A 23,218-nucleotide genomic window follows, 5' to 3' on the forward strand; every position below is an offset into this window, starting at 1 on the left:
GCGTGCCGCGGTCTCAAGGTGAGGGGGTCTGCTGCGACTGTCGGCAGGTCATTCCGCGCGACGTGCGGATCGTGATCGAAGGCTGTTCCGCGCATGCCTGCAGGGCCAGATCACTCCAGCCGTCAGCCCGGCTCACCTCGACTCAGTGGCTCCGGCACCGGCTTCGAAGCTTGGGCGACGGGTTGATTGGCGTGGGCTCGTAACCCAACAGGCCGATGGGCCACGCGGCAGGAGGCCGCATTGTGAACAGGGCTGTGTACGGCAGCTGTTGGGGAATTCACGGGGCGCCCGGCGGCAAACAATGCCCCGGTCCTGCCGAAGCCTCATCGGATGGCCTGCTAAACCGAGCCTGACAGGCCGGAATACTCGGCTTGACATGGACTTTATCTCGGCTGACATGATCGTTGGATGGGGCGTCGGGGAGGCGCCCCACTTCTTGGGGAGGGTTTTGTCATGCGCTGGTCTATGCGCAGATCAACTCGACGGCTGTGGTGGGGGCGGTAACGCTGTCCCTGCTGGGCGGTGGTGTCGCCGTAGGGGCGGTTCCGGGGCGTGATGGTGAGGCCTCGCTCGGGGCTCCAGCTACATGGTCTGGAAAGTCCCGGACGTCTAAGCCGCTGGTGCCGGCCAAGCCCGCGACGCGCGCTGAGCGGCAAGAACAGGTGGCGGGAGACCGATTGCTGGCAGGGTCGCCAACCAGCGTGCGGCAGTCACAAGCAGCACGAGAAGCGGCTGCGAAAGCTGCGAAAGCCAGTGGGCATCCTTCGGCCCCGGGAGCGGATGCCAAGGACCTACTCAAATCACAGCAGCTCACACAACCCGGATTTCAGTCGCTGCCATCTCGTGGTGCTGCGCCCTCGGCGATGGCTGCTCCACCCGTTGGCGCGACAGGGCCCCAGTTCGAAGGGGCAGTCTGGAGCACCATCGACATCACCCCTGATCCAGGTACGAATCTGCGGCCGGATGGGGTGGCCCAGGCGATTACAGCCAATCCGCCGACGGACCCGCAGTTGACGATGCCGTACGTGCGTCCCGGGCGGACGACATTTGCGGTTTCGGCGGGTTGGGCTGGGCCCAATCAGTCCGATCCGATGATGACGCGGATCGAGTTGTATCGGGCCTCGGACAATCAATTGGCCATCACCAGGCTTAGCAGCAAGGACTCGGTGGGACCAGGTGGGACCGGTGGGATGTGCCTGCAATGGCTACCGAAGCTGCCGGGACTCCCGGAGTTCCCGCACCTGTGTTACTGGGCGATGCACGACGGCGGGCTGCAGGCCGGCACGCGTTACTACGCCAAAGTGTCCTACGCCACGCAGATGACGAACCACTGGTACAAGGTGCCGGGAACGGAGCGCACCTACCGGGAGTACTGGCTGCCGACAGCGTGGAGCGCTTCGGCTACCACCGCCGCGACCGAAGCCCTGTACACCCCCGGCGTCCCGGATGACATGGGCGGTTCTTGTACGTGCTCGTACCAGAACTATGCAGCTGATCCCGTCAATACAGCATCAGGTGCTGTGACCGAGTCGGCCACGGATGCCAGCGTGCCGGGCCTGGGTCTGCCGTTCACACTCTTGCGTTCATACCGGTCGAATTCCAGTGGGGCGGGCGGTCTGCTAGGTAAGGGCTGGGCGCTGTCATTTGAATCCCGGCTCAGCGTGGAGAGCAGCAAGGCGACACTGGTCGACAGTGACGGTGCGCAGATCGTCTTCGCCAAGAACGCTGATGGGTCGTTCACAGCGCCGAAGCCGGTTCGATTCACCCTGGCGTCGTCATCCGGCGGTTACACCGTGACGGCACTGGACGGCAGTAGCCGCGGCTTCGACGGTTCAGGGCGCCTCACCTCTGTGCGCGACAGCGATGGTCGTGGCCTCGCGCTCACTTACGACGGCTCTCGCCTGGGCACCGTTGTGGACGCGGCGGGGCACCCCGCGAAGTTCACAATCGACGGTGTGACCGGACGGCTGTCGCAAGTGACCTTGGACGATGGCCGCAAGGTCGTCTACACCTATGCGAACGGCCAGTTGGAGACCGCGACCGGTGTGGACGGGGGTGTCACCAAGTACACCTACGACGCAGGTGGCCGACTGGCCACGATCGTGGATCCGAACGGAAACACGGTCGCCCGAAACACCTATGATGCCGCGTCCGGGCGCATCACCCAGCAGCTCGATGCAGCGGGTAAGAAGTACACCTTCGCCTGGACTCCCGAGGAGAGCGCACCGGCTGGCTCCGGTCAGTCCGACATGACCGACCCCTCAGGCGGCGTCTGGACCGACGTCTATGAGGCCGGGGTGCTCACAGGGCACTACGACCCGGTGGGTAACCGGCCAAGCCGTGGCTACGACCAGCAACTCAACCCGGTGACCATGACAGATGGCAACGGCAAGAAGACGACCAGTGCATATGACGCTCGGGGCAACGTAGCTTCCTCCGTTTTGGACGGAGTCACCGAGAAGTGGTCGTTTGACGGCAATGATCGGCTGACGTCGCATACTGATGGCAGGGGCGGCACCACGTCGTACGAGTACGACGGCGCCTCCAGCCGTGTCACCTCAGCCAAGTCGCCTGCCGGAGAGACCCGGGCGGCCTACACCTCCAGCGGCCAGCCAGAGAAGGTGACGTCCCCCGATGGCCGTATCGTCACCTACGCGTACGACGCAGCGGGGCATTTGACCTCGGCAACCAATGCCACGGGTGACAAGACCACGTACACCTATGACGCGCAGAGCCGACTGAAGACTCAGACGGACCCGCGGGGCAACGTCAGCGGTGCCACTCCGGCCCAGTACACCACGACGTACGACTACTGGCCCTCGGGCCAGCTGAAGACGGTCACCGATCCGCTTGGTTATGTCACGGCGTACACGTATGACGCCAACGGCAACACGAAGACGGTCACTGACGCCCTGAAGCAAGTCGTGGCCTACGAGTACGACGCTTTCAACCGCGTCACCAAGGTGACGGCTCCTGGTGGACGGACCACGGTCACCACGTACGACGACCGCGGCAACGTGGCTTCGACCACTGATCCGGCCGGTGCGAAGACGACGTACGTCTATGACGCAGCCAATCGGCTCGCTTCCCAGACCTCGCCGCGCGGCAATGTGCCGGGGACCGATGCCGGCAAGTTCACTACCACGTACGGCTACGACAAGAATGGCAACCTGACCCAGACGGTGGACCCGACGGGTGCCGTCACCTCGACTGCCTACGACGCGTTCAACCGGCCCACCCTGGTCACGGACGCTCTCGGGCAGGCCACGAAAAGCGAGTACGACGCCGCCGGCAACCTCCTCCGGTCCACCGACCCGCTCGGCAAGACCACGGCCTACACGTACACCACGTCCAACCTGCAGGAGACGGTGACCAATCCGCTGGGAAAGACCACGCGGTACGGCTACGACGGTGACGGCCACCGCACCAGCGTCACCAGCCCCAGTGGAGCCAAGAGCACCTGGTCGTTCGATGCCAACGGACGTTTGAAGTCGCAGACCGAGGCACGTGGCAACGCCACCGGTGCCGATCCGGCCAAGTTCACCACTACCTACGGCTTTGACGCGGCTGGTAACCAGACCACTGTCACTAACCCGCTCGGCGAGCGCACCACCACCGCGTACAACGCACTGAACCAGGCTGTATCCGTCACCAATCCGCTCGGCCAGGTCACCGCGACCGGCTACGACGAACTCGGGCGCATCGCGAAGGTCACCGCGCCGGATGGCGGAGTGACCAGCTACAGCTACAACGCCACAGGCGAAGTCGCCACCCGCAAGGACCCCAACGGACACACCACCACCTACGACTACGACGACGCCGGCCGACAAGCCGCTGTCACCGACCCGCTCGGCCGTAAGCAGACCATCGGCTACGACCCGGACGGCAACCCCATCACCCGCACCAACGCGCGCGGGATCACCGTCACCACCACGTTCGACGCCCGGAATCTTCCGGCGGGCACGAAGTACAGCGACAACACCCCGTCCGTGTCGGAGGCTTACGACGCGATCGGGCAGCGGCGTTCGATCACTGATGCCACTGGCAGCCGCACCCTGGACTACGACAAGGCAGGCCGGCTGACCGCCGTTACGCCGGCCAAGGGCAAGGGCTCCTTCGGCTACACCTATGACGACGCCGGGCGCTTGACTTCCACCACCATGGATCCCGTCACGCCGGCAGCGCTGGACTGGAGCGGGGCTGCCCAGACGGCTTCTGGGGATCTCAACGGTGACGGCATCACCGACGTGATCCGCACCGACGCGAAGGGGGGGTTGCGGACCTTCCTGGGGCGCCCCGACGGCACCTTCACTGAAGGCTCGACCCTGGCTGGATCCGGAACCGGGTTCCAGCAACTGTTCGTCGGTGAGTACACCTCGGACGGCAAGCCCGACCTTCTGGCTCTCGACAAGGCGGGGCGCCTACTGCGCTTCAGCGGTGACGGCAAGGGAGGCTTTGCCGCCCCCTCGAACCTGGGTGCCGGGTGGGGCTCCTTCTCCCTGAGCCCGGGAGACTTCAACAACGACGGCAAGCCGGACCTCATGGCCGTCGACACCGTCGGCAACCACCTGTTCTTCTACCCTGGCAACGGCGCCGGCGGATTCGGCGACCGCAAGGACCTCGGTAACGGCTGGGGCTCCTTCCGGCTCACCCTGATCGATGTCAATGCCGACAACAAGCCCGACGTCCTGGCCATCGACCCCTCCACCGGCCACTTCTACCTGTACCCCGGTACCGGCGCCGGCGGATTCGGTGACCGCAAGGACCTCGGCGGCGGCTGGGGCGCCATGCGCCTGGTGTCCGGCGAGTTCAACAACGACAGCCAGCCCGACCTCCTCGCCCTCAACACCAGCTCACACCGCCTGTACGTCTACCCGGGAGCCGGCAACGGCGGCTTCAAGGACCCCATCCAGCAGACCGACGACTGGACCCCCTACGGCGACCCGGCGCCCGGCAAATTCGACGGCGACAAGAACCTCGACATCGCCGCCGCCGACACCAGCGGCAAGCTCCGCATCTGGAAGGGCGACGGCCAGGGCCACCTGACCGGTGCCGCCGTCGCCACCACTCCCGCTGGCGGCTCGAAGACCAGCTATGCCTATAACGACGACGGCCAGCGCATCTCCGAGACAACCGCTACGGGCACCATCAACTACAGCTACGACCCGGCCGGCAACCTGACCACGACCCAGCTCCCCGCCACCAATGGCTATACGGAGCAGCGCTCCTACGACAATGCCGGCCGCCTTGCCGCCATCAGCAGTGTCAAGGGAATGTCGACGCTGGCCAGCTGGTCGCAGGTATTCGATGGTGCGGGGCAGCCAGCCCGGATCGACGTCACCCGCGCCGGGAAGCCCGCCAGCTACCAGTACTACACCTATGACCCGGCAGGCCGGCTCCTCACCGACTGCTCGTCCGTCACGAAGGCGGACACGTGCCCGGACGCCGGTTCGGCCATGACGTTCAGCTATGACCCCGTCGGCAACCGCAAGACCCAGAACAAGGCCGGCGCCACCACCACCTACACCTACGACAACGCCGACCAGCTGACGCAGACGGTCACCGGCTCCACCACCCGCGCATTCACCTACGACGCCGACGGCAACCAGACCGGCGCCGGGGGCGACACGTTCGCCTACGACGCCAACAACCGCCTCACCGCCGCCGCTTCAAACGGCGCCAGCTACTCGTACACGTACGACGCGGACGGCAACCGGGCCACAGCCTCCAAGGACGGCAGCGGTCTCCAGCGCAGCACGGTCTGGGACATCAACCACTCCCTGCCCCTCGCGGCCGCCGACTACAACAGCAGCGGCGCCCTGAGCGCCCAATACCAGTACAACCCGCTCGGCCAGATCCAGGCTCAGACCACCGACGCCGGGACCTACTACCACCACCGCGACCTGATCGGCTCGGTCACCGACCTCACCGACACGAACGGCGCTCTCCAGACCAGCTACAGCTACACCGCCTTCGGTGAAGTCACCCAGGCCAATACAGCCGTTGCCCCGCCGGCAAACCCCTTCACCTACACCGGCGAATACCGCGAACCGACCACCAGCGCCGCCGGCTACTACCTCCGCGCCCGCAACTACAGCCCCGACACTGGCCGCTTCACCAGCCAGGACCCCTACAACCCGAGCCAGGAAACTCCCTACGGCACGCCCTACGGATACGTTGAAAACGCCCCGACCAACCGGACCGACCCCAGCGGCATGTGCAGCGTCTGGGCAGACGTCAAGGACTTCTTCAACGGAAGAGTCGGAACCAAAAGCGACTGCAGCAAGGAAGACCACAAGAACGCCCAGCAGGGCGGCACAGGCGCCGTAGCAAAGGGATCCGCCGACGCCCTGAGTAAGGATCTCATCCAGCAGTTCGGCGGCGCAGGAACCGGAATAGTGGACGGAATGTCCTTCGGGGCATTCAGCTACATGGATCCGTATGCGGCATGCCTCAGCCAAACTGATGGCTACAACTATGGTCTGTACGGCTCCATGGTGCCCTTCCCTTTGAGCGGCGGGCCCAGGGCGGCGACGGAAGGTGGACTGTGGGCAGCCGCAAGGGTCAACCTACCCTCATGGAAGGCAGTCGCTGTTGATATGGTGCATGTCTTGGAGAGGCACACCGCGAACGGGAAGATATACAAGCAGAGCGGGATAAAGACGAAGTTCCCCGATTCGTGGTCTCCGGCAAAGATCGAAAAGGCAGTCCTCAACGCCTACCGGTTCGGCCGCAGCGTAAAGACCCAAGGGTCGCGAATCCAACTTCAAGGCATGACCGACGGTCTGATGATCGAAATGTGGTTCGACAGGGCCACAAATTTGATCGAGACGGCATATCCGATTTGGCGGTGACCGTGAGATTCGAAATCTGCCACACCGAAGAGTCCATGGAAATTTCAGCAGCCGCAACAGTGTGGGGCGGGGTTTGGGTAAACCTGGACGGGTGCGGGTTTCCCGAAGCTGACTGGAACGACCTGCCGGTGGCGCTGGCTTGCGAATTTTTGCGAGTGAGTGACAGGATCCGGCGCGCCGAATTCAAGTCCCATCGAGTCCACTTTTTCGATGGTCCGTTTTGGGTGGAATTCGAGAGGGTGGGTGAGGGAAAGGTTGAGGTATCTGTCGGAGGGGGCAGCCCCCGGAACGTCGTACTGCCTTCCGGTGATGTGGTAGCGGCTATAAGGTCGTATTCCGCTGCAATTCTTACCTCGTGCCTACGTAGAGGTTGGGGCGATACTGCGGATGTGCGGGACCTGAAGGCCCTTCATGGGGATTCACCAGGAATCTGAGGGGTAGCTCTTCGCCGGTTCTTTCCGTACCGAAACGTCGAATGGGCGCTGGTCCGTTCGCGAGTTCGCGTCGTTGAACAACTGCCATCATGGAGCCTCCGCCTCTCAAGGTGGAGGCTCCATCGGCTTTCCAATGGTAGCTCAGCTGCCCTTCACGTCGACGCGGCACGCACCTTGTCCGTGCGCAGGTTCGTTGGTATCGCCGTATCAAGTTCTCTTGGCTCCGACAGTCGTTCGATCGGAGTCGACGGTGACCTGCTTCAAGCGGCTCAGCGGCGGGGAATAGGACGTCGGGAGCCCAGGTGGGTCCCCGACCGCAGATTCGAGCTGGCGCCAAAAGACCTTGGAACCGTGGATCTCCGTGCGTGCCTCCCACCCCGGTGCTGCTGTGCCCGCCCGGGCATGTCCCCACGAATTGACGGAGTCCGGGGCCCGGTAATCTCACCGGGAAATATCTACCGGCAGCGGGTAGACCTTCCCCTGTTTGAACAGCTTCGTGAACGCCGCCGCGTCATAGTTCCACTTCGTCCCGCTGATCCGCTGCGGGTTCTCCAGGGCTCGGCACCGCCGGTCACGGAAGTCTGCCAAATCCTGCTCAGTTGCCTCCCGCCACAGCACCCACGCGACGACAAAGACTCAAGAAGCATTCGGATGTCCCTGATTTAATTACGCTCCGATTCCCGTTCCGGATTCCGGAATTCTCTGGACCGTGCGAGATCCGGCAGACTCGTGTCGATCATGCCGTCCGGTCTCAGGTAGACAGGATCACCTGGCTTCAGGTCGATCCGGGCCACTGCTTCCGGCGGCTCCCGGTATCCCGAGTACACCCTCAGATGGCAGGCCCCACTGCGCCGCCTCCGGCATTCTCGCCACTCGCCACATGCTCTACTCGGGCCCCTTCTGGAATGCGCTCAATCATCAGGCGAAGGAGACATGCCGTGCGTGAACGCTGCCTATGTCCGGCATCCGCAGTTCGAGCAGTCCCTGGAGGTGCTGCGCTCGGCCGGGGTGACGGTGCTGTACGGCGACGGCGGTTTCGTACCGAATCAGCCGGGCGAGCGAAGCCCCGGGGGCTATCCGTGGCGGATCGCGCTGGATGCGGTTGAGGCGGGGGCCGGACCCCGCTCGTAGTGCGGAGGCCTCCGCCCCGCCCCGCCCCCGCGGCCCCGGAAAGCCGGGCGGAACCGGCCCCCAGCGCGCCCCGCATGGCCAAGGCGCCCCGGCCGATCGGGTAGAACATACGGGTGAACGCACCCCGCCGCCGCAACACCGCTCCGCCCCGCGAGGAGGTGCTCGTCGCCGCCATGGCCACGATCGCCGAACGCGGACTCGACGGGCTCACCATGGCCGGGCTCGGCCGCGAGGTCGGCATGTCCAGCGGGCACCTCCTCTACTACTTCCGCAGCAAGGACGAGCTGCTGCTCCAGACCCTGGAGTGGAGCGAGGGCCGGCTCGGCGAGGAGCGCCGCGGCCTGCTCGCGCGGCCCGGCACGGCCCGCGAGCGCCTGGACGCCTACATCGACCTGTACGTCCCCGACGGGCCGCGCGATCCGCACTGGATCCTGTGGCTCGAGGTCTGGAACCGCTCGCAGAACGCCGACCACGCCGCCCGCGCCCGCCAGGCCGCCATCGAGGGCGCCTGGCACCGCGACCTGGTCGCGATAGTCGCCGAGGGCGTCTCGCGCGGCGAGTTCCGCCGGGTGGACGCCGACCGCTTCGCGGCCCGCCTGCGCGCCCTGCTCGACGGGTTCAGCGTGCACGTCGCGGTCGGCCTGCCCGGCACCGGACGGTCCCAAGTCCTCGACCACGTGAGGGAGTTCGTGGACGAGTCGCTGATGCGGGGAACACAACGCACGTAAGTAGGCCCGATCGTTGCGCCCGCACGCCTTGTCGGCCGTGCGGGCCTGCGCCAAGGTCAGCGTCCATGGGACGAGAGCACTGGAAGAAGATCTGGGTCGGTTCGGCCGGCAACATGGTCGAGTGGTTCGACTGGTTCGTGTACGCCACGTTCGCCGTGTACTTCGCGGACGCGTTCTTCCCGAAGGGCAACGAGACCGCCAACCTCATGAACACCATGGGGATCTTCGCGGTCGGCTTCTTCATGCGGCCGGTCGGCGGCTGGCTGCTCGGCCGGATCGGCGACCGCAAGGGCCGCAAGGCGGCGCTCACCCTGACCGTCACCCTCATGTCGGCCTCCGCGATCCTGATCGCGGTCGCGCCGACGTACGCGGTCGCCGGATACGGGGGAGTGGCCGTCCTCCTGGTCGCCCGGCTCCTCCAGGGCCTTTCGGTCGGCGGCGAGTACGCCGCCAGCGCGACCTACCTCACCGAGGCCTCCGACCCGAAGAAGCGCGGCTTCGCCTCCAGCTTCCAGTACGTGTCGATGACCGCGGGCCAGCTCCTCGGCCTCGGCCTCCAGATCGTCATGCAGCGCAACCTCTCGGACGCGGCCCTGCACAGCTGGGGCTGGCGCGTCCCCTTCATCGTCGGCGCGCTCGGCGCGGCCGTCGTCTTCTACCTGCGCCGCTCCATGCTGGAGACCGAGGTGTACGAGGACTCGGGCGCCGCCCACGACGCGGACCGGGGCACACTGAAGGCGCTGTGGGCGCACAAGCGCGAGGCGCTGCTCGTCATGGCGCTCACCATGGGCGGCACCGTCGCGTACTACACGTACACGACGTATCTGACGAAGTTCCTGTCCAAGAGCGCGGGCATGGACAAGTCGACCGCCTCACTCGTCAGCTTCTGCGCGCTGTTCGTGTTCATGTGCATCCAGCCGCTGGCGGGCGCGCTCTCCGACCGGATCGGGCGCCGCCCGCTCCTGATCACCTTCGCCGGCGGCTCCACCTTCCTGACCGTGCCGATCATGACCATGCTCAGGCACGCGGGCACCTTCTGGCCGGCCTTCGGCCTCGCGCTGCTCGCTCTGGTCGTCGTCACCGGCTACACCTCGATCAACGCCTGCGTGAAGGCCGAGCTCTTCCCGACCGGCATCCGCGCGCTCGGCGTCGCCCTGCCGTACGCGATTGCGAACGCGCTGTTCGGCGGGACGGCCGAATACGTGGCGCTCTGGTTCAAGCAGGCGGGCATCGAGTCCGGCTTCTACTGGTACGTGGCGGGATGTGCGGCGGTGTCCCTGGTCGTCTACCTGACCATGCGGGAGACCCGCGATATCGATCTCAACCGGGTCAAAGACGAACCCGGGCGAACGCAAGCGGAACCGGTTCCTTCGAATTAGTGCAGGTCGGGGGCGCCCGGATGGTGAGACCCCCCCTCCGGGTGCCGGACCCGTATGGCAGACTGCGAGCGTGCTCGCTTCCCGCATGATTATGGACAGCAGCGCGCCGGTCCGCAGTGATCGCTGAACCGTGGCACAACCCGCGGCAGCGGCCATCGTGCCCCAGACCCGCGCGCAGACCTCTCGCACCCGCGAGGGGTCTTTTCGTTTACCGGCCCCACCACGGCCGGGGCGAGGAGCGCGGCGACGGGGGCAAGTGGAGCCATGAGTTCGGAGCCACTCACCCGACAGGAGTCAGATCAGCATGACGACCAACGAGGCGAACGAAGCCGCCGAGGAGAGTCTGCTCGCCGGCCTTCGGGTCGACGACAGTTTCCATGTCTTCGACACGACGCTGCGCGACGGCGCCCAGCGCGAGGGCATCAACCTCACCGTCGCGGACAAGCTGACGATCGCCCGGCACCTGGACGAGTTCGGCGTGGGCTTCATCGAGGGCGGCTGGCCCGGCGCCAACCCCCGCGACACGGAGTTCTTCGCCCGCGCTCAGCAGGAGATCAGCTTCCGGAACGCGCAGCTCGTGGCCTTCGGCGCGACCCGCCGCGCGGGCGGCAGGGCCGCCGAGGACCCGCAGGTGCGGGCCCTGTTGGAGTCCGGCGCCCCGGTGATCACGCTGGTCGCCAAGTCGCACGACCGGCACGTCGAGCTGGCGCTTCGCACCACGTTGGACGAGAACCTGGAGATGGTCCGCGACACGGTGGCCTACCTGCGCGAGCAGGGCCGCCGGGTCTTCGTGGACTGCGAGCACTTCTTCGACGGGTACAAGGCGAACCCGGAGTACGCCAAGGCCGTCGTACGGGCCGCCAGTGAGTCCGGCGCCGACGTCGTCATCCTGTGCGACACCAACGGCGGCATGCTCCCCGCCCAGATCCAGGCCGTCGTCGCCACCGTGCTCGCCGACACCGGCGCCCGGCTCGGCATCCACGCCCAGGACGACACGGGATGCGCGGTCGCGAACACCCTGGCCGCCGTCGACGCGGGCGCCACCCACGTCCAGTGCACCGCCAACGGCTACGGCGAGCGCGTCGGCAACGCCAACCTGTTCCCGGTCGTCGCCGCCCTGGAGCTCAAGTACGGCAAGACCGTGCTGCCCAAGGGCGCGCTCGCCGAGATGACCCGGATCTCGCACGCCATCGCCGAGGTGGTCAACCTCGCGCCCTCCACACACCAGCCGTACGTCGGTGTCTCCGCCTTCGCCCACAAGGCGGGCCTGCACGCCTCCGCGATCAAGGTCGACCCCGACCTGTACCAGCACATCGACCCCTCGCTCGTCGGCAACCACATCCGGATGCTGGTCTCCGACATGGCGGGCCGCGCCTCCATCGAGCTCAAGGGCAAGGAGCTCGGCGTCGACCTCGGCGACGACCGCGCGGTCGTCGCCCGCGTCGTCGAGCGGGTCAAGGCGCGCGAGCTCCAGGGCTACACCTACGAGGCCGCCGACGCCTCCTTCGAGCTGCTCCTCCGGGACGAGGTCGAGGGTGGCCCGCGCGACTACTTCCGCATCGAGTCGTACCGGGCGATCATCGAGACCCTCAAGGACGGCACGCACGCCAACGGCGCCACGGTGAAGTTCTGGGTCGGCGACGAGCGCATCATCGTCACCGCCGAGGGCAACGGCCCGGTCAACGCGATGGACTCGGCGCTGCTCCAGGGCCTGGAGCGGTTCTACCCGCAGGTCGCCAAGTTCGAGCTGGTCGACTACAAGGTCCGCACCCTGGAGGGCAAGCACGGCACCGCCTCCACCACCCGCGTCCTGATCACCACCACGGACGGTACGGGCGAGTGGACGACGGTCGGCGCCGGTCCCAACGTCATCGAGGCGTCCTGGGAGGCCCTCCAGGACGCGTACACCTACGGCCTGCTGCGGGCCGGGACCCGGCCGCCGCAGTAGACACGCGCGACCCGGGGGACGGGGCCCGTGCCCCCGGGATGTGTCCACTGTGGAGCACGCCGACTCACGACCGCTCCACCCCGTATGTCCGTTTTCGTGCGGCCTCGGGTAGCGTCGGGGCCATGAGGCTCAGGGTTTTGACCGCACTCTCCGGCGTAGCGCTCGCCGCACTGGCCATGGCGGGCCCCGCCATGGCCGCCACCGGCGCGTCCGACGTGGCCGACCAGCTCAAGAAGAGCCCGGTCTACGTGGATCCCGGAGCCGCCGGCCAGCTCAGTCCGGCCCAGGCCGACGCACTGGCCAAGAAGATCAAGGACGCGGACAAGCCGCTGTTCGTGGCGGTCCTGCCGAACAGCGCCGCGTTCCCCAAGGGCACGATCCTGAAGAACCTGCGCACGGACACCGGAGTCACCGGTCTGTACGCGATCCGGCTCGGCGACGCCTTCACCTCCGGCGCCGACCGCAAGGTCCTGTCCAGTCAGTCCGTCAAGAACCTGAACGACGCCGTCCGCGCTCCCGGCACCAACACCGACGCCGCCACCCAGCTCAACGCCTTCGTCGACAAGGCGCTCCCGCAGATGAAGGGCCACGCCCCCGCTTCGTGGGGCGGTGGTTCAAGCTCCGGCGGCGGGGTGGACACCGGCGCGCTCGTCGGCGTCGGCGCGGTGATCGTCGCGGGCGGCGCGGGCGCGTACGCGCTGGTCCGCCGCAGCCGCAGGAAGAAGGCCGAGGAGGAGCGGGCCGCCCTCCAGCGCCTCCAGGTCGTCGTCGACGAGGACATCACCGCGTTCGGCGAGGAACTCGACCGGCTCGACTTCCACCCCGCGGAGGCCGGCGCCGACGACGCGATGCGCGCCGACTACGAGCGCGCTCTCGACTCGTACGAGACCTCCAAGACGCTGATGGCGAAGGCCGAGCGGCCCGCAGACGTGACGGGCGTGACACAGGCCCTGGAGGACGGCCGGTTCTCGCTCGCCACCCTCGCCGCCCGCCGCGAGCACAAGCCGCTGCCCGAGCGCCGCGCCCCCTGCTTCTTCGACCCGCGCCACGGCCCCTCCGTCGAGGACGCCGCCTGGACCCCGGCCGGCGGCGCCCCGCGCCAGGTCCCGGTGTGCCAGGCCGACGCGACCCGGCTGCGCGACGGCCAGGACCCGATGGTCCGCGAGGTCGACACCGACCAGGGCCGCCGCCCGTACTACGACGCGGGCCCGGCCTACGGACCCTGGGCGGGCGGCTACTTCGGCGGCGGCATGCTGCCGGGCCTCCTGATGGGCACCATGCTCGGCTCGATGCTGTCGAGCCCGGCGTACGCGGCCGACTACGGCGCCGGGTCCTACGACGCGGGCTCCGGCTTCGACGGCGGCGACGTGTCGGGCGCCGACTTCAACTCCTCGGACTTCAGCGGCGGCTGGGGCGACGGGGGCGGCAGCGACGGCGGAGGCTTCGGCGGCGGGGACTGGTAACCCCGCCTGACCTGCCGCTCAGCTGTTGACCCGCCCCGTTCCAGCGGGTGATAGTTGCGAGCCGCACATCCAGGGTTGGGGACACATTGCAAGCCGGGCACAAAGACGTCATGGCGGCCTGCGCCGACGCGGAGGCGCTGCTGCGGGCAGGCCGCACCAGCGAGGCCCGCAAGGCCGCGCGGGCCGCGCTGTACACGGACGGGCCCGACCCCTGCCTGTACGCGGTGCTCGGCCGCGCGCACGCCGCCGAGGGCGGTCCCGAACACGCCGACCGCGCCGAAGCCGTCTTCCGCGAGGGCCTCGACACCTTCCCCGACGACCCGGTTCTGCTCGCGGCGTACGCTGCCTCGTTCAGCCCTCGACCCGCCTCGAATCAGGGCGGGTCGGAGCCGTCGGCGAGGGTGCAGCGGCACGACGCGCGCCTCGTGCTCGCCGTCGTGGGGCACCCGGCCGGCGCCGCCCAGCAGGCGTGGGCCCAGACCCAGGCGCACCCCGCCGACGACCGGGTCGCCGTCCTCGCCGAGACCCTCACCGCGCTCGCCCGGCCCGGCCGGGCCCCGCTGAGGCTCCTGGTGCGGGCGCCGCTGACGGCCGGGTCCGCGTGCTGGGTGTGGTTCGCGGGCTGGCTGCTCGCCGTGGCCGCCCTGCACCTGCCCGTGGGGGTGGCGGTGGCCGCTCTGCTCGGTCCCGTGCTGTTCCCGCTGCTGTACGGGGTGCTGCGCGGGGCCCGCCGCCGGGCGCTCGGCCGTACTCCGGCCGCGCTCGCGGTGCCGTCCCCCTACGACGCGTTTCCCACGCTGCCGCAGGTCCCGCCGTACACGACCCGCGAAAAGGCGACCGCGGCCGTGGTCCTCGGCCTGGTCGCCCTCGCGCTCGTGTCATTCGTGTCCTACTTGCCGCGCCGGTAGCTGCTGCCGTCCCGGGTGCGGCTGAGGTGGCCGCCGATCACCAGGTGGCGCCGCAGCGCCGAGAAGTCGTCGTGCACGGTGAGCAGCGCGTCGTTCACCTCGCGCTCGCTGTAGTCCCGGTCGCGCTCGAAGAGCGTCTCGGAGAGGTGGACGAGCACCTGCTCGCGGCGGGCGGTCTTGCGGGGGATCGCGGTCAGGCGGCCCCCCGGGAAGAGGGCGGTGACTGCTCGGGGGCCGGTGGCCGCGTTCTCGGACATGCCGGGCAGCCTCGCTCACCAGGGCTTTCGCGGGCAACGTATTTTGCGGCGAGGGCCCCGGCGGGTGTCAGGCGGACTTGATCGCGGAGATGTCGAAGGTCAGCTTCACCTTGTCGCTGACCATGACGCCACCGGTCTCCAGGGCCGCGTTCCAGGTCAGGCCCCAGTCGGAGCGCAGGATCTCGGCGCTGCCCTCGAAGCCGATGCGCTGGTTGCCGTAGGGGTCGGTGGCCGAGCCGTTGAACTCCAGGTCGATGGAGAGCGGCCGGGTGACGTCCTTGATCGTCAGGTCGCCGATGATCCGGTACTTGTCGCCGCCGAGTTCCTTGGCCCCGGTCGAGCGGAAGCTCATCAGCGGGAACTGCTCGGCGTCGAAGAAGTCGCCACTGCGCAGGTGGCCGTCGCGGTCGGCGATGCCGGTGTCGATGCTGGCGATCTTGACGTCGATGGAGGCGGAGGAGGCACCCGGGTTCGAGCCGTCGAGGGTCAGGGTGCCCTCGTGGTCGGTGAAGGATCCGCGGACGTTGGTGACCATGGCGTGCCGCACGGTGAAGCCGATGCTGCTGTGCGCCGGGTCGATCGTGTACGTACCGCTCAGCGCGGCGAGCGCCGGGTCGACCTCGACGGGGGCCGCGGTGTCGAGGGTGGCGGTGCTGCTGTTCTTACGGCCGAAGAGACCCATGACCTGCTCCTTGGGGACGCGCCGCGGCCTTGCGCCGAAGCGGTTTAAGTTTCAACGAGATTCACTGTAGGACGATTCCGTTCGGTTTTCAACTACTTCACTCGTTCGGGCGCGCGGCGCTTCGGCGGGGCCGGACGTAGGGGGCCGGTCGGCCTCGGACGCGGGGCGGCAGCGGAGGGCTGGGGGCTGGGGGCTGGGGGCGGCGCTAAATGCGGGGCGGCAGCGGGGCCGGGCCCAGGGTGGTCGTGCCCGGGGCGGCGCGGTGGCCGAGGCCGGTGCGATAGGCGTCCAGGGCCGCTTCGACGCGGCCGGTGCGGCGCAGCAGGTCGCCCAGCAGCCGGCACAGGTCGGCCATGTCGCCGCTCGCGCCGCTGCGCTCGAGGAGCCCGAGCGCGGTGACGTAGTGCTCCTCCGCCGACTCCGTCTCGCCCCGCTCCTCGCAGATCAGGCCGAGCAGCCGGTGCGCGCCGCCCGCGTGCACCGCGCCGTGCTGGTCGCCGAGCTCGGTGAGCGGGGTGAGGAGCTCCATCGCCTCCGCGTGCCGCCCGAGGCGCCGCAGTACGTCCGCCAGCTCCACCTCGACCTGCGCGGTGAACAGCGCGGCCCGCTTGGCCGCGAGCATGTCCCGCGCGGTACGCAACTCCTGCTCCGCGGCATCGAGTTCGCCCTCCTGGGCGTACACATAGCCGCGCATCCAGTGGCAGTGCGCCAGATCCGTACGCAATCGCAACTGGCGGTAGATCGACTGGGCCTTGGCGAGCGAGGCGTCCGCGTCGGCCAGGCGGCCTTCCGCGAGGAACGTCCGCGCGACCTGGCGGTGCATGCCGGCGACCAGCGCCGGGTCCGAGACCTGCGGTGCGAGCGCGAGGGCCAGCTCGGCGGCGCGCGCCGCGCGGGCCTGGGCGCCCATGTCCAGATACGGGCCGATGACCGCCGCGTACAGGAGGACCAGCGCCTCGGGGTCGGCGAGCCCGCTGGTGCCGAGCTCGTCGATGGCCGACTCCAGGAGGTAGCAGGCGTAGCGCAGCTCGCCCGCCAGGATGTGGGCGACCGCCCGGCCCCGGACCGCCCGTGCCCGGCGCGGCAGAGGCTCGGCGGCCAGGATCCGCTCGCACGCCTCGAAGTGGCGTACGGCGTCCTCGAGTTCGCCGGTTTCGAGCGCGCAGTCGCCTAGCCCGAGCAGCGCCTCGGCGCGCTCCTCGTCGAGACCGTGCAGCTCGGCCTCGGTGAGCAGTTGGCGGTAGTGGACCGCCGCCTCGTCGGCCTCGCCGGTCGCCAGTGCCCGCTGCGCATCGGTGAGGCCGAGCCGCAGCTCCGTGACGAGGCGGGCCGGGCGGCCCGTGGCGAGTTCCTCGTACGTCGTGCCGAGCCGCCCGGCGAGATGGCGCAGGGCCGCCTCGGAGGGGCGGACCTTGCCGGACTCCAGGGTCGAGACATAGGCGGGCGTATAGGCGGGCTCCGCCAACTGGCGCTGGGTCAGGCCCAGTTGGGCGCGCAGTCGCTGAACTCGGCGGCCGATCACTGCAGGTTCATCCATGGCATCCCCTTGGCCCCAGGGCATTGCGCACGCCCCGTGCGCCCCCTAATTTAAGCAGGCCGTTCAACGCATTTACCCGACTGCTTAACTTCCGTTACAGAGGGAGTACTTCATGCGCCCACCCCTGCGCAGAGGCATCGTGACGGCCGCGCTCGCCGCCACCGCCGTCATGGCCGCGCTCGCCGCCGGACCCGGCACCGCGGCCGCCGCCGACCCACCGCCGCCGCATCCGAAGGTCCAGGTCGAGATACCCGGCCCCGAAGCCGCCTCGGGGCAGACCCTCGCGGGCTCCGGCCACACCCTCGTACCCGCCAACGGGCAGGGCAGACCCGCGCCGCACCTCTCGGCACCCTCGGCCGCCGCCGACGGCGAGGTCGGCAAGATGATCGACAACGGCTCGACCGCGGACCGCCTCGACATCGTCATGGTGGGCGACGGCTACACGGCCGACCAGCTGGACCAGTTCCACGCCGACGCCAAGGAGAAGTGGGGCGAGATCACCGGCGTCGAGCCGTACGCCACGTACCAGAACCTCTTCAACGTCTGGACGGTGGACGCCGTCTCCGCCCAGAGCGGCGTCTCCGGCGACCCGGCGCAGGGCGACGTGAAGGACACCGCGCTCGGCTCGTACTTCTGGTGCGACGGCATCGAGCGGCTGCTCTGCATCGACCAGAACAAGGTCGACTCGTACGTGGCGAAGGCACCCCAGGCCGACCTGGTCATCGTCCTGGCCAACAGCGCCAAGTACGGCGGGGCCGGTTACAACGAGCCGTCCAAGACGCTCGGATACGAGGGCATATCCACCGCGTCCGCCGGGAACGCCAAGTCCGGACAGGTCGCCATCCACGAGACCGGGCACTCGCTCGGCAAGCTGGCCGACGAGTACTTCTACCCGGGCACCCCGGGCTACGAGCACTACTCGGGACCCGAGGCCGGCCAGTCCAACATCTCCGTCCTGACGGCCGATCAGATGGCCGCCGACCGTACCAAGTGGTACCGCTGGCTCGGCGAGACGTCGCCGGACGGGGGGACGGTCGGTGCGTACGAGGGCGGCGGCTACTACGTCACCGGCCTCAACCGGCCCACCGACGGCTCGATCATGCGCATCCTGGGCAAGCCGTTCAATCTGCCGGGGGTGGAGGCGATGATCGCGGGCTTCTACCGCCACGCGTCGATCGCGACGCCGGCGACTTCGACGGCGAGCACGTTGCGGCCGTCCGACACGGCGCGGGTGGTCGTGCCGCGCCTCGCGGGCGCCCGGCAGCTGACGGTTCGCTGGTACCTGGACGGGCGGGAGCTGCGGCGGTACGAGGGCCGTACGGCTGTGCCGGTACGGGGGCTCGACCTCGGGCGGGGCACCCACGCCCTGACGGTACGGGTGGTGGACCGGACCCCCTCGGTCCGTGACCCCGGCATCGCGGCGGGGCTGCGGGGCGCGGTGACGTGGGCGGTCCGCCGCTGACCCCGGTGGCGGGGGGTGTGTCCGGGGCTCCGCCCCGGACCCCGTTCGCGCCTTGAGGGCGCTCGTCCTCAAACTCCCCCAAGGCCTCAAGGGCCAGGGGGGACCCCCATGACAGGCTGAAGTGGGCTGACACATGCCCGAGTTCACCTGACGGCCGGGGATGCCCCTGCCAGGACCGACCCTGATGGGGGCGCCACCAAGGTGTGCCGGGTGCCCTACAGGGGCGCGGGGAACTGCGCGACCGGCCGTCCACGGTCCGCGGACGATCGACAACCCGGACAGCCCCTGCGGCGTTTGGCAGCCGGGGTTCGGGGGCGGAGCCCCCGAGGGGCCCGGTCAGCTGCTCGATGCCCGGATCTTCAGCTCCGGCAGGATCGACACATGGTGCCTCGCCCGCCCGGGGTCACCGACACGCAGGGTCAGAAGATCCACCGCCGCCACCCCCACCGCCCGCTTCGGCGGAGCCACCGCCGTAAGCGGGATGTCAGCCAGCGCAGCGACCTCGTCGTCGTACGCCACGATCGCGAGGTCGCCCGGCACGGAAAGCCCGCGGGCCCGCAGCCGGGGGAGCAGCACGATCGCGTCGTGGTCGTTGTGGACCAGGACCGCGTCGAGCAGCCCGGCACCGACTGCCGCCACGAAGTCGTCCAGTTGGGTGTCGCGGCGTACCGGGTCGGTCTCCGGGGCCGTGATGGTGAAGCGCAGCGCATCCGGCGCCGGGAGGCCCTGCGACGCGAGGCCGGCCTCGTAGCCCTCCTCCACCAGCGCGCTGTGCGGGCTGTCCGCCCGCAGGAGCAGCCCGATCCGCTCGCGGCCGGACCGGGCGAGATGGCGTACGGCGAGCCGCGCCCCGTACGCGTGGTCGGTCACCACCCGCTCCGCGCCCGGCACGTCGTCCCCGGAACGCCGCTCGACCAGCGCGAACGGCACGCCGAGCGCCGCCAGCCAGTCCTGGTCGCCGGCCGGGCCGCACGGGGCGATGAGCAGCCCGTCGATCCCGTGCCCGATCAACTGCCGTACCTGCGCCCGCTCTTCGGCGGGCCGGTACTGCGAGATGCCGAGCACGAGCCGGATGCCCCGGGCGGCGGCCGCCTCCCTGGCCCCCTTGATGACCTCGGGGTAGTAGTAGTCGGCGGCGGGCACGACGAGGCCGAAGACCAGACCCGGGCCGGGTGCGGCGGGCGGCGGAGGCGAGGGGGCCGTCGCCGTCTCGGGAAGCAGCGCCCCGCCGTGCACCCGGGCCACCAGACCGCGCTCGGCGAGCGCCTCCACGTCCCGCCGCACGGTCACCGCGGAGACCTTCAACTCCTCGGCGAAGTCGGTCACCCGGAGCGAGCCGCGCTCGCGCAGCCGCCGCAGTATCGCCCGGTGCCTGTCCTCGGCGTGCACGTGGTTCCGCCCCTCCCCGCCGGCTCCCGCCGACCGTCGTCAACCGCTGACCAGGAGCGTAACCCTCGTTAGATCGTTCGTGCACGATTCTGCGCGAACGATCAATTTCCTTGATGAATGTGCGAAGTCTTGCGCGTTCTTTCGACGTTATGAGAGAAACCGCTCAATCGAGCCTCGTTCACCCCGGGCCCCCGGCCCGCCTACCACCTCGCTCGTCCCGGGCCCCCGCGCCCACCCCGTGCCCCTCCTCGTTCGCCCACGCTCCGGAGGTCCCGCCACCATGCCATCCGCTCAGGGCAGTTCACGCCGTACCTTCCTCGCCGCTTCCGGCACCGGCGCCGCCGCCGTCGCGCTCGGCCTGACGCTGCCCGCCCAGCAGGCCGCAGCGTCCCAACTCGCCCCGGCTGCCGATGAGTTCGACACCCTGCGACTGAGGTGGCGCGAGCTCATGCTCGGCTCCGGGTTCGACGCGACCGCCGAGCCGTACGCCACCAAGCTCGCCGCGCTGGGCACTTCGGCCCGTACCGCACTCGCGACCATGGCTCCCGCGTCCGGCTCGCTCTGGCCCGACCTGCCGCTGACCGACGCCGCCACCGGCTCCGCCGGCATGAGCACCAGCTACGGACGGCTCAACACCATGGCGCAGGCCTGGGCCCAGCCCGGCACCGGATCCACCGGCGACGCCACGCTGATCGCCGCCGTCGGCAAGGGCCTCGACCACCTCTACACCCAGATCTACAACGAGAACACCAAGCCGTTCGGCAACTGGTGGGACTGGCAGATCGGCAGCTCCCGGCTGCTCATGGACACCGCCGTCATCGTCTACGACACCCTCACCGCCGACCGGCTCGGCCACTACACCGCCGCCATCGACCACTTCGTTCCGGACAGCGCGGTCGCCGTCTACAGCGGCACCTCCACCGGCGCCAACCGCACCGACCTGTGCCGCGTGCTCGCCACCCGCGGAGTGCTCGGCAAAAACGCCGCGAAGATCGCCCTGGCCCGCGACGCCCTCTCGCCCGTCTTCCCGTACGTCACCGCGGGAGACGGCCTGTACGCCGACGGGTCGTTCATCCAGCACACCTGGATCGCCTACACCGGCTCGTACGGCGAGGTCCAGATCGACGGCCTGTCCAGACTCTTCGCACTGCTCGCCGGCTCCACCTGGGCGGTCACCGACCCGAACCGGCAGATCATCCTCGACTCCGTCGAGCGCAGCTATGCACCGCTCATCCACGACGGCCTGATGATGGACTGCGTCAACGGCCGCGCCATCTCCCGCCAGACCACCGACGACCAGCTCATGGGCCGCACGATCATGGCCCACATCGCCATGCTGGCCCTCGGCGCGTCACCCGCCGAACGCGACCGCTGGCGCGCACTGATCAAGGGCTGGACCGACCGCGCCCAGACCACCCCCGTCCTCGCCGACCAGCGCCTCTCCGTCGCCAACCTCGCCCTGCTGCGCGCCGCCGTCGACGCCGCCCCCACCGCGGCCCCCGCCCCGGTCGGCCCGCATCTCTTTCCCGCGATGGACCGCGCGGTCCATCGCGGCTCCCGCTTCGCCGCCTCGCTGAGCATGTCCTCCAGCCGGATCGCGTACTACGAGAACGGCAACGGCGAGAACCTGCGCGGCTGGCACACCGGCTCCGGCATGCTCGCCTGGTGGGGCGACGGCTTCGCGGGCGACCAGTACAGCGACGGCTTCTGGCCCACCGCCGACCCCTACCGCATGCCCGGCACCACCGTCTCGCGCAAGCCGCTCGCCGACGGCGAGGGCGGCGCGTGGGGCGCGGCAAGACCCGCCGTGACCTGGGTCGGCGGCGCCGGCGACGGTACGTACGCGGCCGTCGGCCAGCACCTCAAGGGGCTCTCCTCCACCCTGACCGCCCGCAAGTCGTGGTTCTTCGTGGGCGACGAGATCGTCTGCCTCGGCGCCGGGATCACCGCCGCCGACGGGATGCCCGTCGAGTCGGTCGTCGACCACCGCAACCTCGGAGCCACCGGCACCAACGCCCTCACCGTCGACGGCCGCCGGCTGCCCACCACCCTCGGCCGGCACGACACCTTCCCCTGGGCCCGCTGGGCGCACCTCGCCGGCCACGGCGGCTACGTCTTCCCCGGCGGGGCCGCCGTCCAGTCCCTGCGCGAGGAGCGCACCGGCACCTGGAGGGCCATCAACACCGGCGGCACCGCCGACCCGGTCACCCGCCGCTACCTCACCCTCTGGTTCGCCCACGGCACCGACCCCGCCGACGCCACCTACGCCTACGTCCTGCTGCCCGGCGCCCGCCAACTGGAGACCGCGGTCCGCGCCGCCGACCACGACAAGGTGCGCGTCCTGGCCAACTCGCCCTCCGTACAAGCCATTTCGTCCCATCGGCTCGGCCTGCTCGCCGCGAACTTCTGGACGGCGGGCGCGGCCGGCGAGCTGGCCGTGAACGGCCCGGCGAGCGCCCTGGTCCGCACCGCCCGCCGCACGGCGACGCTGTCGCTCGCCGCGCCCGAGCGCACCGGAGCTCCGGTCGAGCTGATCTGGGACCGGCCGGTACGCTCGGTGGCCTCGCGCGACCCGAGGGTGGAGGTGCTCGCCACCGGCCGGTCGCTGCGGCTCCGCATCACCCCGGACACCGCCTGTGGCACGGTCCGTACGGACGTCGTCCTTGGCTGACACGGCGCTGACACCGCTGACACCGGGCTGACGGCACGCTGACGCGACGCGGTCCCCGGGTCGGCGTTCGTTGTCGGGACCCTACAGAGGACGGGGCCCCTGAGCTGTCGAGTCGGGCGTTTGGTGCAGGTCTACTGTCAGCCTCCACTAGGAAAGCGGTCCGGAGACTGTGTGGAGTCGACGGAGGAAATCCTTGGTCGCTTTCGTAGGGTCGATACATGACCGTTGTGGACGAGACCCCGGGCGAGCCGAGCGACACGCGTGGACGCGTGGCAGAACTTCACGCCCTGCGTGAGGAGGCCCGTCGTGGGCCGAGCGAGCGTGCGACCGAGGCGCAGCATGCGAAGGGCAAGCTGACTGCGCGTGAGCGGATCG

14 protein-coding genes are annotated in these 23,218 nt (G+C 69.3%); 9 read left to right on the forward strand and 5 right to left on the reverse strand.

What is annotated here, in order from left to right; all coding sequences use genetic code 11:
• Positions 1-1,094 precede the first annotated feature (1,094 nt).
• On the forward strand, positions 1,095-6,854 hold the full coding sequence (locus IE206_RS20550) for an FG-GAP-like repeat-containing protein (RefSeq protein ID WP_189964025.1): 5,760 nt from the start codon (positions 1,095-1,097) through the stop codon (positions 6,852-6,854).
• Between the two features lie 875 nt (positions 6,855-7,729).
• On the opposite strand, the gene IE206_RS20555 is transcribed toward IE206_RS20550, so the two are convergent.
• A complete protein-coding gene (locus IE206_RS20555; protein WP_189964027.1) occupies positions 7,730-7,876 on the reverse strand; it encodes a hypothetical protein in 147 nt (48 codons plus the stop codon).
• A 354-nt stretch (positions 7,877-8,230) separates the two neighbouring features.
• Here IE206_RS20555 and IE206_RS20560 point away from each other — a divergent pair, with 354 nt between their 5' ends.
• The 6 genes from IE206_RS20560 to IE206_RS20585 all read left to right on the forward strand — a co-directional run bounded on the left by IE206_RS20560 (position 8,231) and on the right by IE206_RS20585 (position 14,845).
• Positions 8,231-8,419: a hypothetical protein gene (locus IE206_RS20560; RefSeq protein WP_308433939.1), complete on the forward strand. Its 189-nt coding sequence runs from the start codon at positions 8,231-8,233 to the stop codon at positions 8,417-8,419.
• 173 nt (positions 8,420-8,592) lie between these two features.
• The gene (locus IE206_RS20565; protein WP_189964078.1) at positions 8,593-9,147 is read left to right on the forward strand and encodes a TetR/AcrR family transcriptional regulator; all 555 of its coding nucleotides are present in this window, start codon (positions 8,593-8,595) and stop codon (positions 9,145-9,147) included.
• 65 nt (positions 9,148-9,212) lie between these two features.
• Complete coding sequence (locus IE206_RS20570) at positions 9,213-10,526, forward strand: MFS transporter (protein WP_189964029.1); 1,314 nt, start codon at positions 9,213-9,215, stop codon at positions 10,524-10,526.
• A gap of 304 nt (positions 10,527-10,830) precedes the next feature.
• Positions 10,831-12,474, forward strand: a complete 1,644-nt coding sequence (gene cimA, locus IE206_RS20575) for a citramalate synthase (protein WP_189964031.1) — start codon at positions 10,831-10,833, stop codon at positions 12,472-12,474.
• 122 nt (positions 12,475-12,596) lie between these two features.
• Positions 12,597-13,937: a hypothetical protein gene (locus IE206_RS20580; protein ID WP_189964033.1), complete on the forward strand. Its 1,341-nt coding sequence runs from the start codon at positions 12,597-12,599 to the stop codon at positions 13,935-13,937.
• A gap of 110 nt (positions 13,938-14,047) precedes the next feature.
• On the forward strand, positions 14,048-14,845 hold the full coding sequence (locus IE206_RS20585; RefSeq protein WP_189964035.1) for a tetratricopeptide repeat protein: 798 nt from the start codon (positions 14,048-14,050) through the stop codon (positions 14,843-14,845).
• Here the strand turns inward: IE206_RS20585 and IE206_RS20590 are convergent.
• The 3 genes from IE206_RS20590 to IE206_RS20600 form a co-directional block, all read right to left on the reverse strand.
• A complete protein-coding gene (locus IE206_RS20590) occupies positions 14,827-15,102 on the reverse strand; it encodes a DUF2087 domain-containing protein (protein WP_189964037.1) in 276 nt (91 codons plus the stop codon). The two genes, IE206_RS20585 and IE206_RS20590, sit on opposite strands and share 19 nt — an antisense overlap.
• 67 nt (positions 15,103-15,169) lie before the next feature.
• Positions 15,170-15,784 (reverse strand): YceI family protein, encoded by a 615-nt coding sequence (locus IE206_RS20595; RefSeq protein ID WP_189964039.1) that lies wholly within the window; start codon positions 15,782-15,784, stop codon positions 15,170-15,172.
• A gap of 205 nt (positions 15,785-15,989) precedes the next feature.
• Positions 15,990-17,321, reverse strand: a complete 1,332-nt coding sequence (locus tag IE206_RS20600) for a helix-turn-helix domain-containing protein (protein ID WP_189964041.1) — start codon at positions 17,319-17,321, stop codon at positions 15,990-15,992.
• A gap of 112 nt (positions 17,322-17,433) precedes the next feature.
• Between IE206_RS20600 and IE206_RS20605 the strand changes: the two genes are divergently transcribed.
• On the forward strand, positions 17,434-18,783 hold the full coding sequence (locus tag IE206_RS20605; RefSeq protein WP_189964044.1) for a M64 family metallopeptidase: 1,350 nt from the start codon (positions 17,434-17,436) through the stop codon (positions 18,781-18,783).
• A 336-nt stretch (positions 18,784-19,119) separates the two neighbouring features.
• Here the strand turns inward: IE206_RS20605 and IE206_RS20610 are convergent, their stop codons facing one another.
• Entirely contained in the window at positions 19,120-20,172 is a 1,053-nt protein-coding gene (locus tag IE206_RS20610) for a substrate-binding domain-containing protein (RefSeq protein WP_189964046.1), read from the reverse strand.
• 280 nt (positions 20,173-20,452) lie between these two features.
• Between IE206_RS20610 and IE206_RS20615 the strand changes: the two genes are divergently transcribed.
• Positions 20,453-22,843 carry a polysaccharide lyase 8 family protein gene (locus IE206_RS20615; RefSeq protein ID WP_189964048.1) on the forward strand — a complete coding sequence of 797 codons (2,391 nt, stop codon included), beginning with the start codon at positions 20,453-20,455 and terminating at the stop codon, positions 22,841-22,843.
• The last annotated feature ends 375 nt before the right edge of the window (positions 22,844-23,218 follow it).

Origin of the sequence: Streptomyces violascens, from assembly GCF_014649955.1 — a bacterium.
GTDB classification, from domain to species: Bacteria; Actinomycetota; Actinomycetes; order Streptomycetales; family Streptomycetaceae; genus Streptomyces; species Streptomyces violascens.